This window comes from Sphingomonas panaciterrae (assembly GCF_036890205.1).
Lineage (GTDB): Bacteria > Pseudomonadota > Alphaproteobacteria > Sphingomonadales > Sphingomonadaceae > Sphingomonas > Sphingomonas panaciterrae.
In genome coordinates, this window is sequence record NZ_JAKNQR010000008.1 from 26,494 (window position 1) to 41,149 (window position 14,656).

At 67.7% G+C, this 14,656-nt stretch carries 11 protein-coding genes; 5 read left to right on the top strand and 6 right to left on the bottom strand.

From position 1 onward, the window contains the following. Positions 1 to 968: 968 nt before the first annotated feature. Positions 969 to 1,379 carry an alpha-2-macroglobulin family protein gene (locus tag L8F96_RS15290; RefSeq protein ID WP_334656524.1) on the top strand — a complete coding sequence of 137 codons (411 nt, stop codon included), beginning with the start codon at positions 969 to 971 and terminating at the stop codon, positions 1,377 to 1,379. After that, positions 1,351 to 3,540 carry a penicillin-binding protein 1C gene (gene pbpC / locus L8F96_RS15295; protein WP_334656526.1) on the top strand — a complete coding sequence of 730 codons (2,190 nt, stop codon included), beginning with the start codon at positions 1,351 to 1,353 and terminating at the stop codon, positions 3,538 to 3,540. The genes L8F96_RS15290 and pbpC overlap by 29 nt, the downstream gene beginning before the upstream one ends. A gap of 42 nt (positions 3,541 to 3,582) precedes the next feature. Here pbpC and L8F96_RS15300 read toward each other — a convergent pair whose 3' ends face one another. The 3 genes from L8F96_RS15300 to L8F96_RS15310 form a co-directional block, all read right to left on the bottom strand. Then, positions 3,583 to 4,818, bottom strand: coding sequence for an acyl-CoA dehydrogenase family protein (locus tag L8F96_RS15300; protein ID WP_136450368.1), 1,236 nt, complete (start codon positions 4,816 to 4,818; stop codon positions 3,583 to 3,585). A gap of 43 nt (positions 4,819 to 4,861) precedes the next feature. Continuing rightward, on the bottom strand, positions 4,862 to 6,103 hold the full coding sequence (locus L8F96_RS15305) for an LLM class flavin-dependent oxidoreductase (RefSeq protein ID WP_334656528.1): 1,242 nt from the start codon (positions 6,101 to 6,103) through the stop codon (positions 4,862 to 4,864). 214 nt (positions 6,104 to 6,317) lie between these two features. Then, positions 6,318 to 8,870, bottom strand: a complete 2,553-nt coding sequence (locus L8F96_RS15310; protein ID WP_334656529.1) for a sensor domain-containing protein — start codon at positions 8,868 to 8,870, stop codon at positions 6,318 to 6,320. A 296-nt stretch (positions 8,871 to 9,166) separates the two neighbouring features. Between L8F96_RS15310 and L8F96_RS15315 the strand changes: the two genes are divergently transcribed. Next, complete coding sequence (locus tag L8F96_RS15315) at positions 9,167 to 10,147, top strand: aldo/keto reductase (RefSeq protein WP_145120730.1); 981 nt, start codon at positions 9,167 to 9,169, stop codon at positions 10,145 to 10,147. Between the two features lie 49 nt (positions 10,148 to 10,196). On the opposite strand, the gene L8F96_RS15320 is transcribed toward L8F96_RS15315, so the two are convergent. Both L8F96_RS15320 and L8F96_RS15325 read right to left on the bottom strand, forming a co-directional pair. Further along, positions 10,197 to 10,715, bottom strand: coding sequence for a hypothetical protein (locus L8F96_RS15320; RefSeq protein WP_145120728.1), 519 nt, complete (start codon positions 10,713 to 10,715; stop codon positions 10,197 to 10,199). 98 nt (positions 10,716 to 10,813) lie between these two features. Continuing rightward, positions 10,814 to 11,686: an acyl-CoA thioesterase gene (locus L8F96_RS15325; protein ID WP_334656530.1), complete on the bottom strand. Its 873-nt coding sequence runs from the start codon at positions 11,684 to 11,686 to the stop codon at positions 10,814 to 10,816. 81 nt (positions 11,687 to 11,767) lie between these two features. Between L8F96_RS15325 and L8F96_RS15330 the strand changes: the two genes are divergently transcribed. Next, positions 11,768 to 13,204, top strand: coding sequence for an aldehyde dehydrogenase family protein (locus L8F96_RS15330; RefSeq protein ID WP_145120726.1), 1,437 nt, complete (start codon positions 11,768 to 11,770; stop codon positions 13,202 to 13,204). Positions 13,205 to 13,279: 75 nt separating this feature from the next. Next, positions 13,280 to 13,687, top strand: coding sequence for a lipocalin-like domain-containing protein (locus L8F96_RS15335; RefSeq protein ID WP_186314032.1), 408 nt, complete (start codon positions 13,280 to 13,282; stop codon positions 13,685 to 13,687). Here the strand turns inward: L8F96_RS15335 and L8F96_RS15340 are convergent, their stop codons facing one another. Next, positions 13,688 to 14,488, bottom strand: coding sequence for a SirB1 family protein (locus L8F96_RS15340; protein ID WP_046408242.1), 801 nt, complete (start codon positions 14,486 to 14,488; stop codon positions 13,688 to 13,690). Positions 14,489 to 14,656 lie beyond the last annotated feature (168 nt).

Sequence of the window (14,656 nt, forward strand, 5' to 3'; positions counted from 1 at the left end):
CGCCTATATGGCCGCCTATCCCTATCAGTGTTTCGAGCAAAGATTGTCGCGCATCGTGGTGCTGGGCGATGGTGCGGGGTGGAGCCAACTCGCCGGTGAACTGCCCACCTATCAGGCGCCTGACGGCCTGTTGCGTTACTTCCCGGGCGATCAGCTCAACGGATCGGAAGTGCTGACCGCTTATGTCCTGTCCATGGCGGGGGAGGCGGGGCTCGCCCTTCCGGAGACTGTCGAGGCCAGGATGATCGAGGCGCTGAAGGCCGTGCTCGACGGCCGCTTGCGGCGCGACGACTTTGGCGACGTCAGGCTGCAGCGGGTCGCGGCGCTGGCGGCGCTGGCACGCGCGGGGGCGGCGACGCCGGCGATGCTGGGCCAGATCGGCATGCCGATGGGCGACATGCCGACCGGCACGCTCGCCGATTATCTCGCCGCGATCGAGCGGATCCCGGGGCTGGCCAATGCCCCGGCGCTCCGCGCAGAGGGGGAGCGCGTGCTGCGCACCCGGCTGGTCTATGAAGGAACGCGGCTCGACCTCACCGATCAGGCAGCCGCGCCGTGGTGGCTGATGTCCTCGGGTGACGAGACCGCGATAAAGGCGACGCTCGTCACGTTGGGGCGGCCCGGGTGGCAGGACGATGCGCCGCGGATGATGGTCGGCACCGCGCTGCGACAGAATCGCGGGCATTGGGACACAACCACCGCTAATGCCTGGGGCGTAGTTGCCGCGCGCAAGTTCGCGTCGCTTTATCCTCCCGAGGCGATCGGCGGCACGACGATGCTGCGCTATGCCGGGCGGCAGATCGCGAAGGGTTGGCCGCTCGCAGCGTCAGCACGCGACGCGGCGTTCCCGCTCGCCGCTGCGCCCGCCCCATTGCGGCTCGCGCAAACGGGCGGGGGGGGGGCCATGGGCCAGTGTCTCCGTCTCGGCTGCGGTGCCGCTGACCAAGCCGCTCGCCGCCGGCTATCGCATGACGCGCGAGGTCAGCGTGGTGCAGGCGCGCAACGCCGGGCGGCTGACCCGCGGCGATGTGGTGAAGGTGACGATCACCGTCGACGCCTCGGCCGAGCGCAATTGGGTGGTGGTGAGCGATCCCGTCCCCGCTGGCGCGACGATCGTCGGCGACCTCGGCGGGCAATCGGCGATGCTGCAGGCTGGGAATGACGGCGAAGGCGTCTCGCCTGCCTATGTCGAGCGCGGGCGGGAGGCGTGGCGCGCCTATTTCGCCTGGGTGCCGCGCGGCCGGTTCCAGGTGTCGTACAGCCTCAGGCTGAACGGCGCCGGCCGGTTCAACCTGCCGCCCAGCTGGGTGGAGGCGCTGTATTCGCCCGCGATCCGCGCTGCCGTCCCCAATGCGCCCGTCGTCGTTGCCGCCCAATAACGTGCCGGGGCACGAGTGTCGCGACGGCGCGGGTGAGACGCGGCCGCGGGTCGGCGCGCGGGGTGTCGCGGTCGTCACGATTGCGGTCGCGGCGCTTGGCCTTGGCGTCGCGGATTATGCGACCTATCCCGCACCCCTGCCGGACTATGCCGCCGCCCGCGCCGCCTATCGCCCCTCCGAAGCGTGGCTATACGACCGCAACGGCGTGCTGGTGGACAGTTCGCGGGTCGATTTCGCTGCCCGTCGACTGGCATGGACGCCGCTGGACCAGATTGCTCCGGCAGTGCCGCAGACGATCGTCGCGGCCGAGGATCGCCGCTTCGCGCAGCATGGCGGTGTCGACTGGCTGGCGCTCGGGGGATCGGCGTGGGGGCGGGTGAAGGGGCAGCGCGCGCGCGGCGCCAGCACATTGTCGATGCAAGTGGCGGCGTTCCTCTCGCCCGACCTCGCCGCGCCGGGCGCGCGCGGCTGGCGCGACAAATGGCGGCAGCTGCGCGCCGCCCGGGCGCTGGAGGCGCGCTGGACCAAGCCGCAGATCCTGGAGGCTTATCTCAACCTCGCGCCGTTCCGCGGCGAGGCGCAGGGCATCGGGGCGGCCGCGTTGGGGCTGTTCGGCAAGACGCCGGCCGCCTTGTCACGCGAGGATGCGGTGCTGCTCGCCGCGCTGCTGCCCGATCCGCAGGGCAGCGCCGAACGGCTGGCGGCCCGCGCCTGCCGGCTGGCACAGGCCAGCGATTGCAGCGGCTATCAGGCGGCGGCGGCATCGATGCTGGGGCCGGCACGCAGCCTCGCGCTCGATCCCGGGCTGGCGCCGCACCTGTCCGACCGGCTGCTGATCAGCCCGGGCGCGCGGGTCGACACGACGCTGGACATCCGCGTCCAGCGCATGGCGGCGGCGGCGCTTCGGCGGCAGTTGCAGGGGCTGGGCGGCAGCCGCGCGCGCGACGGGGCGGTGCTGGTGGTCGACAATGAAAGCGGCGACGTGCTGGCCTATGTCGGCGGGATTGGCGGCGCATCGACCGCGCCGGCGGTGGACGGGGCGAACAGCTATCGCCAGGCGGGATCGACGCTGAAGCCGTTCCTGTACGCGCAGGCGATCGAGCGCGGCTATCTGACCGCGGCGTCGATCCTGGACGATTCCCCGGTTCAGCTCGACACCGCATCGGGGCTGTATGTGCCGCAGAATTACGATCGCGGGTTCAAGGGGCCGGTGTCGGCGCGGGCGGCGCTGGCGGGGTCGCTCAACGTGCCGGCGGTGCGCACCCTGCTGCTGGTGGGGGTGGATCCGTTTCGCGACCGGCTATGGGACATGGGATATCGCGGGCTGACCGAGGACGGGCAATATTACGGCTTCTCGCTGGCGCTGGGATCGGCGGAGGTGACGCTGCTGGAACAGGCGGCAGCCTACCGCAGCCTGGCGCTCGGCGGCGCATGGTCGCCGTTGCGGGTGATCAGGGACCAGCCGCGCACAGCGCCGCGACAGGTGACGACCGGCCCGGCGGCGTGGATCGTCGGGGACATGATGGCCGATCCCAATGCCCGGGCGGCGACCTTCGGCCTCGATTCCGCGCTTCGTCTGCCGTTCTGGGCGGCGGTGAAGACCGGCACGTCAAAGGCGATGCGCGACAATTGGTGCATCGGCTATTCGGATCGCTTCACCGTCGCTGTGTGGGTCGGCAATGTGGAGGGCGATCCGATGCGTGCCGTCTCAGGCACCAGCGGCGCGGCGCCGGTGTGGCGCGACGTCATGATGGCGCTTCACGCGCGGGCGCCCAGTGGGGCGCCGCCGAAGCCGGCCGGCGTCGAGACGCGCCAGATCGTGTTCGATGGTCAGCTGGAACAGCCGCGGCGCGAGTATTTCCTTGCCGGCACCGGGCAGTCCCGCATCACCGTCGCCCCGCGCGAGGCACGCCGGCCGCGGATCGCCAGCCCGGTGACCGGCACCGTCTATGCGATCGATCCCGATATCCCGCCCGATCGCCAGCGGTTCGCCGTCGCGGTAACCGGGGACGTGGTGGCGCAGCGGCTGGTGCTCGACGGGCGCGATATGGGCCCGGCAAGCGCGGCGCCGCCCATCGCCGCAGCGCCAGGCCAGCACCGCCTGCGGCTGATCGACGCCGGCGGCGCCACCGTCGACGAGGTGCGCTTCACGATCCGCTGAGCGGCCGCCGCCCGGATCGATGACCCGGGCGCCAGGCTGCGATCAGAGCAGATCGCCGCCGCAGGCCGATGCGGTGGTGCCGGTACGCTCATACGCCTTGATGACGTTGCGGCCGACCGTCCAGCGGTGGACCTCGTCCGGGCCGTCGACCAGCCGCTGCGAGCGGATATGGGTGTACCAGGCGGCGAGCGGGGTATCGAGGCTGAAGCCAAGCGCGCCGTGCAGCTGGATCGCGGTGTCGACCACCTGATGCACCATGTTGGCGAGGAAGATCTTGGCGATCGAATTTTCCTGCCGGATGTCGTCGCCACGCTCCGCCTTGTAGGCGATGTGGAGCAGCATCAGCCGCGCCTTGTAGATCTCCGCCGCGCAATCGGCGAGCATCCACTGCACGCCCTGCCGCTCCTTCAAAAGCTTGCCGAACGTCTCGCGCTGGATGACGTGCGCGGTGGCGAGGTCGAGCGCGCGCTGCGCCATCGACACATTGTGCATGCCATGGCGCAGGCGGCCGTAGGCGAGGCGATGCTGGCCCATGTTGAAGCCATTGCCCTCGCCGCCGAGCAGATCCTCCGCCGGCACGACGAGATCCTTGATCTCGACCTCCGAATGGCCGCCGCCGAGGATTTCGGTCAGCGGGCCGTGCACTGCCATGGTCTCGATATCGCGGACGATCTTATAGCCGGGGTTGGGCAGTTCGACGATGAAGGTCGAATAGCGCTGATGGCGCGGCGCGTCGGGATCGGTCATCGCCATGACGAGCGCGATGTCGGCGACGCTGGCGGCGGAGGAGAACCACTTCTCGCCGTTCAGCACGTAATTCTCGTTGCCGTCCTTCACCGCGCGGGTCTGCATGCCGGTGGCGTCGGCGCCCGCCGCTTTCTCGGTCATCGAATAGCAGATGCGCTTCTCGCCGTTGAGCAGCGGCTTGAGATACTTCTCCTTCTGATGCTCGGTGCCGTGCGCCAGCAGCGTCATCATCGTCGCGTCATCGGGGCCTTGCGTGTTCATCGACAGCGCGCCGAGATGGCTTTCGCCAAGCTCCATCTGGACGAGAGCGTTGGCGAGCGGCCCAAGCCCCATGCCGCCATATTCCTTGGGGATGAACGGACACCACAGGCCCTGCGCACGCGCCTTGGCGCGCAGTTCATTGAGGACCGTCTTGTAATCCTCGCCCGCGACCAGCCGCTTTTCAGCGGGCTTGCATTCGTCATGCACCCATTGGCGCACCCGCTCGCGGATCGCCTTGGCCTCGGCCGGGATTTCGAAATCGATCGACATGTGATCACTCTCCTGATGGGGTGCCCGGGCTTGTCGCCGGTGCTTATTCCTTCATCGCCGCAGCGGCCTTGTTGAGGTCGGGCGCGTTGGGCGATCGCATCGCCACCCCGCCCTGCTGCCCCGCCTTGAGCGCGGCGGCGGCGCCTTCGTGCGACATGATCTTGGACAGGACGGCCTGACCGGCGCGCTCGAACGCGTCGCGGTGGTCGACGACATATTGGCGCGAGGTGCGATAGCCTTCGAGCAGGCCGTGAATCTCGGGGATGACGTAGCGTGCGACGAGATCCCAGCTTTTCGCGGTATTCTCGCGGTTCGCCCAGTCGTGGACGAAGCCGAGCACGGTGCCGAAGCCTCCGGCTGAGGCGTGAAGCTTGCGGATCGCGGCGACGAGATCGTCTGGCGTGCCGATCACCGCGGCAGCGCCGTCGACGAAGGCCGTCAGGTCGACCGCTTCGTCGGGCGAGGCGAAGGGCTTGGCGCCCGGGCGCATCAGCGTGCCGACGGTATATTCATTGTGCCATTTCATCAGGCCGGCGCCGGCCTGGGCGCGGGCCTCCTCGCGCGTTTCGGCGATGTGCCAGCTCATCAGCACGCGCCAATTGTCGCGGCTGACCGTCTTGCCGGACTTGGCGGCGGCCTGTTCGGCAAAGCCCCATTGCGTCGGCAGCGCGGCGAGCCCGGCGTCGGAATTGGACCCGATCGAGAGCGCGCCGATGCCGTACTTCCCCGCCAGCGTCATGCCCGACGGGCTGATCGAGGAAGCGACGACGAACGGCATGTCCTCCTGCAGCGGGAACAGCTGAAGCCGCGCATCCTTCAGCGTGAACCAGTCGCTTTCATGGGTGACGCGCTCGCCCGCGAACAGCCGGCGGATGACGCCGATCGCCTCATCTTGCCGATCGCGCTGGGTCATCGGATCGATGCCGAGCATGTATGCGTCGGACGGCAGCGCGCCGGGGCCGGTGCCGAAGATCACACGCCCGCGCGTCATGTGATCGAGCTGGACGATGCGCTGCGCGACGTTGAACGGGTGGTGATAGGGCAGCGAGACGACGCCCGTGCCGAGGCGAATGCGCTGGGTATGTTCGCCGACCGCGGCCAGGAACAGCTCGGGCGAGGCGATCACTTCCCAGCCGGTCGAGTGATGCTCGCCGACCCAGAATTCATCATAGCCGAGTTCATCGAGATGCTTGGCGAGGCGAATGTCCTCGCGCATCTGCAGCATCGGATGCTCGCCGATAGGATGATGAGGTGCGAGAAATGCGCCGAACTTCAACCGAGCCATGACCAGCCTTTCGAACCGAACGGCGACCCGACGGTCCGGCATGGGCACTAAAATCCCAGGCGAACGATCCTGCCACCCTCTCCCGGACGCGCCGCATCGGCCCGCCCGCCAATTAAGTCTTATCGCTTAATTGCGGACGTGATCCGTGTTGCGCGGCCCCGTGTCAAGAACGGGGGCGTCGTTTTCGGGGAATGGGTGAGGCCAGCTTTGCGCGTCAGGCGCGCGGCGCGCACCGGTCTCCAGCAGGTGCGCCAGCACGCAGCAGCGCCTCCGCCGCCTCCGCCGGCACCGCCTCGCTGTACAAATAGCCTTGCGCATAATTGCAGCCGCGCCGGGCGAGATATTCCGCCTGCTCGTCCTGCTCGACGCCCTCAGCAACGACCGCCATGTCGAGCCGCTTGGCGAGCGTGATGATCGCATCCACGATCGCGGCATCGTGCGACTCCGCGCGCAGGTTCGACACGAACGTCTTGTCGATCTTGATCACGTCGACCGGGAAGGTCTTGAGATGGGTCAGCGACGCATAGCCGGTACCGAAATCGTCGAGCGCGATGCGAAAGCCATGATCGTGGAAGGTGGCGAGCGTTGCCGCGAGCCGGTCGGTGTCGCGGCCCAGCAGCACGGTCTCGGTAATCTCAAGCTCGATCCGCTCGAACGGCACACCGCGCTGGCGGAAGGGGCGGGTGATGCGATCGACCAGCCCGTCGTGGCGGAACTCGGCGGGTGACAGATTGACGGCGACGGGCACAGGCGGCACCCCGCGGTCGATCCAGCGGCGCATGTCGTCCGCGATGCATCCCAGCATCCGGTCGCTCATCGCGATCGCCAGCCCCAGATCCTCGAATGCGGCGGCGATGGTGTCGGGCCCCTGCACGCCCAGCAGGTCGTCGCGCCAGCGCAGCAGCGCCTCCAGACCCACGATCCGACCGGTCGAGAGGCAGATCTTGGGCTGGTAATAAGGGACGACCAGCGCATCGCGCACCGCGACGCGCGCCACGTTCAGCATTGAGGTGCGGCGCTGTGCATCGGCGCGCATGGCCGGCTCGAACAAGGATATCTCACCACGGCGCTGCGCCTTGCCGACGTAGAGCGCGATATCGGCCGCTTTCAGCAATTCGTCGGCGGTGGTGCCGTGCGCGGGGAACAGCGCAGCGCCCGCGGTCGCCTGCGTGTCGCAGGTGTAGCCGTCGAACTCGAACGGCTGGCGCAGCCTCAGCAATGCGCGCGAGACATGCGCCTGGACGCGCTCGCCCGGCACGCCGCTCAGCAGCACGGCAAATTCATCGCCACCCAGCCGGCCGATCGCCGCGCGCGGCCCGAACGCCTGCTGCAGCCGCCGCGCGAAGGTCCGCAGCAGCATGTCGCCCGCGTCATGGCCGATCGTGTCGTTCATCTCCTTCAGATGATCGAGGTCGAGCAGGACCAGCGCCAATTGGCTGCCGGGCGGCGTTCCCGCCAGTGCCGCCTCAAGTTCTCCGGTGAAATGGCTGCGGTTGGGAATACCGGTCAGTGCGTCGTGCGTGGCGGTCCAGCGGATCCGTTCCTTGGCGGTACGCTCCTCGGTCACGTCGCGGATGGTGACGAGGATACGCTCCAGCCGCCCGGTCGACGCGCGGATGCGCCAGCCGCTGGTCTGCATCCACCGTTCCTCGAGGTCGCTGGGGCGGCGGATGCGCAAGGTCACGTCGAACTGCGCGCTGCTGTCCCCCGACCAGGCCGCCGTCGCCAGCGCCTGCAACAGATGACGGTCCTCGGGCACCACCACCGACATGGCGGTATCGAGCGAGGGCACGGTATGCGGCGACAGGCCCAGCATCTCCTTGAACTCGGCGGACCATTCGCGGCGCTGGTTCACCGCGTCATAATCCCAGATACCCAGCCCGGCCGCTTGCGCGGCGAGGCGGAACCGCTCCTCGCTGTCACGCAGGGCCTGTTCGGTGATCCGCTGTTCGTGAATGTCCTCCAGCGTACCGTACCAGCGCATCACCTCCCCGGCGGCATCGGTGCGCGGCGCGGCGCGGGCCCGGAACCAGCGCGGCGATCCCTGGCACAACAGGCGATAGGTCAGGTCGATCGGCTCGCCTGTGTCGACCGCCCGCCGCCACGCGCGCTGCGTGCGCTCGACATCATCGGGATGGATCGCGTCGAGCCAGGAATCGCGTGTTGCATCATAGGGATCGACGCCGGTGATCTCCGACCAGCGCGGGCTGATCTCGACCACCGCTCCGTGGGCATCGGCCGACCAGGCGATCTGCGGGGCGAGTTCCACCGTGTGGCGATAATGTTCCTCGCTCTCGCGCAGGCCCTGCTGCGCCTCGTAACGGGCGCCGATGTCGGATGCGACAGTGATGGTCGATTGCGGGCGACCCGCGGCATCCAGCACGAACGACACGTGGACGGCACACCAGGTCGCCGACCCGTCGGGGCGGATGTAGCGCTTCTCAATCTCGAACGGCTCTGCCCTGGCGAGCTGCTCCAAATACAGACGGCTCGACCTTTCCCGGTCGTCGGGGTGGGTGAACGCCTCGAACGGAAGCCCGGCCAGCTCGTCCGAAGAGCGGCCCACGATCGCGCAGAAGGCATCATTGACCAGCAGCACGCGCCGTTCGAGATCGCGATGGAGGATGCCGACGCGCGCCCGGCTGAGAACGATTTCCAGCCCGGCGCGGCTCGCCCCCGGCACGCTGCCCGGCCGGGCGCTCTCCGTCGCGGTCTCGGCAGGCGGATGCGCGCCCGGCCCGGTCAGCGGCGCTGAACCAGCACGCATCACCTGAGCCGACACATGTTGCACCCTCGAATGCTCCCCCCGATCGATTCGCCCAGCAACGGAATCGACGAGCCTGATCTGCGACAAAGGAATTAAGCTACGGTAAAACCGCCAAATAACCTATGATGTGTTGAACAAACGGTCAGCAACCTTATCGATCATTCAACTGCTGCGTTTGTCCGTCGCTGCCGGAATAGCCTGTCGCAGCAAATGTTCATGTGCACGCCTTCTTCTCGCTATCGGACGTGCGGTGGCCATCATGCAGCGATAAAGCACGGCGACAAAGGAGAGACGCGATGGAATATGTAAGGCTTGGCATGACGGGTCTTGAAATATCCCGGCTGTGCCTGGGATGCATGACCTATGGCGATCCGGCGCGCGGCAACCATGAATGGACGATCGACGAGCATCGCAGCCGGCCTTTGCTGCGCCAGGCATTCGAGGCGGGGATTACCTTCTTTGACACCGCCAACGTCTATTCCGAGGGCAGTTCGGAGGAGATCGTTGGCCGCGCCGTGCGCGAGTTCAGCCGGCGCGAGGATGTGGTGATCGCTACCAAGGTCCACGGTCGGATGCGGCCAGGCCCAAACGGCGCCGGCCTCAGCCGCAAGGCGATCATGCATGAAATCGACGCCAGCCTGACGCGGCTCGGTACCGATTATGTCGACCTCTACCAGATTCACCGGTTCGACCATGACACGCCGATTGAGGAAACGCTGGAGGCGCTGCACGACGTGGTGAAGGCCGGAAAGGCGCGCTACATCGGTGCCTCGTCCATGTATGCGTGGCAGTTCGCCACGATGCTCCACGTCGCCGAGGCGAACGGCTGGACCCGTTTCGTCAGCATGCAGAATTACTTGAACCTGCTGTACCGCGAGGAAGAGCGCGAGATGCTGCCGCTCTGCGCGGCGGAAGGCATCGGCGTCATCCCGTGGAGCCCGCTGGCGCGCGGGCGCCTGACCCGCGACTGGGATGAAAGCACGCCGCGGTCGGAGACCGACAAGTTCGGACAGACATTGTACCGGCGCACCGCCGAGGCGGATCGCAAAGTGGTGGAGGCGGTGGCCAGGGTCGCCGCCGGGCGCGGCGTGCCGCGCGCGCAGATCGCGCTTGCCTGGGTGCTCGCGAAGCCTGAGGTGTCGGCGCCGATCGTCGGCGCGTCAAAGGTGGCACATCTGGAGGATGCGATCGCTGCGCTCGATATCGTGCTGAGCGATGCGGAGATCGCCGAACTCGAGGCGGCCTATGTGCCGCATGCTGTGGTCGGTTTCGCCTGAGGGACCGTTGCGGGCAAGGGCGGTGAACGCACCCCCGCCCGCGACACGTTCAGACGGCGGCGGTGCGCGGCCGTGTCGCGCTGTGCCCGCCGGCGCGGAACAGGATGTCCGCGGCGGTTGCCGGATCGATCCGCGCCGCATTGGTGTCGACCGAGACGAACACGCCGCCCTGGTGGATGCGGTCGCCATAATAAGCGGCATCCTCACGGCTGACGCCATGGTCGGTCATCACCTTTTCCAGGCCGCCCGCCGCACCGCCCAGCGCGGCGCCGGTGATCGCTGCACCGGGCACGGCCGATGCCGCAATCGCCCCGGCGCCGACCAGCGGGCCAACGCCCGGGATGGCGAGCGCCGCAATACCCAGCAGCGTGCCGATGCCGGCGCCAGCGGCCACCTTGCCGACGAATTCCTGCGTGCTGCCATCGGGGCCGGTCTCGTGGCCGTCCTCGTCATGCCGCGCGAGGAGCGAGATCGCGTCGTCGCTGACACCGCTGTGGCGCAGGTCGGACACGGCGCGCTCCGCCTCGTGGCGGCTGTCGAAGATCGCGGATACAATGGTCGTGCTCATCATCCCTCCATGTGCGTCAGCTGATGCAATGATGGGAAAGCCCGCCGGATCGCTGATCGTTCCGCGCGAATGAGGGTAAACAGGGACTTAACCAGATCTCACGGTCCATCCATGAAGCGAAGGATCGCCGACTGGCTGCCGCTGGCGATCATCGTTCCGTCCTGGGCGAACATGTGGATCGCGCCATGGCCGAAGCCGCGCGCCGCCGCGCTGATCCGCACGTCGCAAAGCACCCAGTCGGTCGGGACCAGCGTGGCCACGCGCATCGTGTTGTCGAGGCTGTTGCCACCGCCGCGCCGGCCGAACGCAACGGCGAGGCCGGAGGGAACGAAATCGGCAAAGATGGCGAGCAGGCTGGCGTCGATCGATGATCCGTCGCGCGGGCGCATCCACAGCACCATGCGCCCGTCGGGTGAGGGCGTGCCATCGCGCGGCACCGCGCCATAGCGGCCGGGCGCGACCCGCACGTCGAGCCGGCTCATCAATGCCGCGTCCTGCGCCGGCCACATCTGTTGCGGCGAACATTCCTCGGGCGGAGGCATGTCGGGGGCCCCGATCCATTGATGCGCGGGCATGTTCTCGCGGTCGCCCAGCGCCGCATTGACGCTGATGATCGGCTTTCCCGCATCGGTGCCGGTCACGCGCACCTGGCTGATGTTGCGCCCGGCGGACAGCATCTCGACCCGGAGATCCAGCGTATCTCCGATCCGCGCGTAGGAAATGAATTGCGCGCTGGACCAGATCACCCGCCGCCCGGTCGCGCGCTCCGCCGCGATCGTCGCCGCGCCTAGCCCGACGCCGCCGAACATGAAGACGTTGCCCGGCGGGCCGACGCAGATCTGGTCGGTGATCGCGAGGCGGTAGCTGAGCGGATCGGGGGTATTCTCCACCTGAAGGAAGGAGGCTGGCGTGGCGCTGGACGGATGCGCGCGGGCGGCGTCCTTCTGATGACCTTCGGAATGCAACGTCACGATCCTCCCCCGCACAGATGATGGTGCGACACCCGTAACTTCTGTTATGGGAGGCGCAAACAGAATCAGGAGAGAGACGCGATGAACTTCGACAGTGACTATCGCATGCTGATCGGCGGCGAGCTGGTGACCGGCTCCGCAACGCTCGACGTGGTCAATCCCGCCAATGAGGAGGTGATCGCCAGCGTGCCGGACGCGACGCGCGAGGATCTCGACAAGGCGATCGCGGCGGCGCGCAAGGCATACCCCGGCTGGGCCGCGACGCCGATTGCCGAGCGCAAGGCGAAGCTCGCGGCGCTGGGACAGGCGATCATGGCCAATGCCGATCCGCTGATGCGCCTCCTCACCAAGGAGCAGGGCAAGCCGCACGCGGAATCGCAGGGCGAGGTGATGGGCGCGGGATACTGGCTGATGGCCGCCTCGCAGCTCGACCTGCCCGTCACCGTCAACGAGGATTCGGACGACCGCTACAGCGAGACGCGCCATGTGCCGCTGGGCGTGGTGGGTGCGATCGCGCCGTGGAATTTCCCGATGATCCTGGCGATGTTCAAGGTCGGCCCGGCGCTGCTCGCCGGCAATACGATGGTGCTGAAGCCATCGCCCTTCACCCCGCTGTCGACGCTGAAATTCGGTGAGCTGGCGGCGCAGCTGCTGCCGCCGGGCGTGCTCAACATCGTGACCGGCGGCGACGATCTGGGTCCGTGGATGACGAGCCATCCGGGCTTCGACAAGATCAGCTTCACCGGATCGACCGCCACCGGCAAGCGCGTGATGCAGTCCGCTGCGCCGACGCTGAAGCGCGTGACGCTGGAGCTGGGGGGTAATGACGCGGCGATCGTGATGCCGGATGTGGACGTGGAAAAGGTGGCGGAGGAGCTGTTCTGGGCGGCGTTCCGCAACAACGGCCAGATCTGCATCGCGACCAAGCGGATGTACGTCCACAAGGACATCTACGATCAGCTGCGCGACGCATTGGTTGCTTATGCCAGGACGGTGAAGGTCGGCGATGGGTCCGAACAGGGCACGCAGATCGGCCCGATCAACAACAAGCAGCAATATGCCCGCGTGCTGGAGCTGATCCAGGATGCCAAGGACAAGGGTTACAAGTTCCTGGTCGGCGGCGAAAAGGCCGATGTGCCGGGTTACTTCGTGCCGGTGACGATCCTCGACAATCCGCCCGAGGACGCGCGGATCGTGCAGGAGGAGCAGTTCGGCCCGGTGCTGCCGCTGCTCAAGTTCGACGACGTGGATGATGTCGTCGCGCGTGCCAATGCGACCGATTATGGCCTCGGCGGCTCCGTCTGGGGCAATGACGAGGACAAGGCGTTCGAGATCGCGCAGCGCATCGCCAGCGGCACCGTCTGGGTCAACGAGACGCAGCACCTGTCGCCGATGGCGGCGTTCGGCGGCATGAAGCAGTCTGGCGTCGGCGTCGAAGGCGGGATCGAGGGCCTGCTGGAATATACCAACACGCAGACGATCGTGCGCAAGAAGCGCAAGGAAGCCGTCGCGGCCTGACACTGTCGCTATCGTGCGGGCGGCAGCCGATCACTGGCGGCTGCCCGCGCCTGCTCTCGAATGCACAAGGACCTCATGATCGATCTTCTCGGCACCTGGACGTTGCTGTCCTGCGTCAGCCAGCGCGGCAGCGAGGAGCGCCGGACGTTCGGCGATCCGCCGGCTGGCCAATTGCAATACACCGCCGACGGCCGCATGTCGGCATTCCTGATGGACCCCGCCTGGGCAGCGGCGGGCGACCCGAAGGCCGACAGCTTCACCCAGTTCTTCTCCTATGCCGGCACCTGGCGGCGCGATGGCGACCGGGTCACGCACGACATATTGTTCGCCTCTCAGCCGACGCGGGTTGGTACCAGCTTCGTGCGGCTGATCGTGCCGCTGGGCGAGGACCGGATCGAGCTGGTGACCGAGCCGGAAGTCTCGAAATCCGGCCAGACCTATGTCACCCGGCTGACCTGGCAGCGGGTGGGGGCGGCAGGCTGATCAGGCGGCGGCGAGCGCGTTCAGCGTGTCGGTGACTCGCTGGCGCAATTCGGCGTCGCGGGTGATTTCCAGGATCGTGCCAAGGCTCGCGCGCGCTTTGGCGATGTCGCCATCGACCAGCTCCAGCCGCGCGCGCTGCCACCAGGCATGGGCATATTCGGGCGCGACCAGCGTCATCCGTTCATAGAGGGTCAGTGCGCGGCGGCCCTGGCCGGCCTGTTCGGCGCGGCTCGCCTGGTTCTGCAGCAGGCGGATCAGGATCGCGCGATTGGGCATGGCGCTGACATGTGTCACCGGGCCATTGTCGCTGGCGAAGGCGGTGGCCAATGCCGCCAGCCGCTCCGCATCGACGCGCGCCCCGCCGATGAACGGATCGATGATGACCGGCGCCACATCGGCCCCGACCAGCACCAGTACGTGGCCCGGAAAATCGAGGATCTCCGCACGCCAGCCCAGTCGGCGCGCTGCCGCGACATAGAGGATAGACAGGCTGATCGGCAGGCCGCGGCGGCGATCGATCACCCGGATCAGATCGGCATTGGCCGGATCGTCATAGGTCTGGTCGTCTCCGATGAAGCCAAACTCGTCGCCCAGCACCGTCTGCAACGCCGCGGCCTGTTCGGCGGCGTCCTCGCGATCCTCGCCGATCCGCTCCAGCCCCGCGGTGATCGCGTCGAGGACGCGATCATAGGGGTCGAGATCAACCTCCGGCTGGTCCAGCCGGGCGAGCGCGAGCGCGGCTTCGTCCAGCACGATGTCCTCATCATCGATCAGGCCCAGGCGGTTCACGTCGTCGTCCATGATGGCAACATGGGGATGCAAGGCCCCCGCTGCAAAGCCGACGGGGCGGCGGCGGGTGAACGCTCGGCCGCGCGCACAACGATGTGCGGGTCCACGCGCACGGCTTGTCCCATCTTCATGCATCGTATCGCAGGATTGGGCGATCGGCGGATTCCCGTGCGGAGCAAT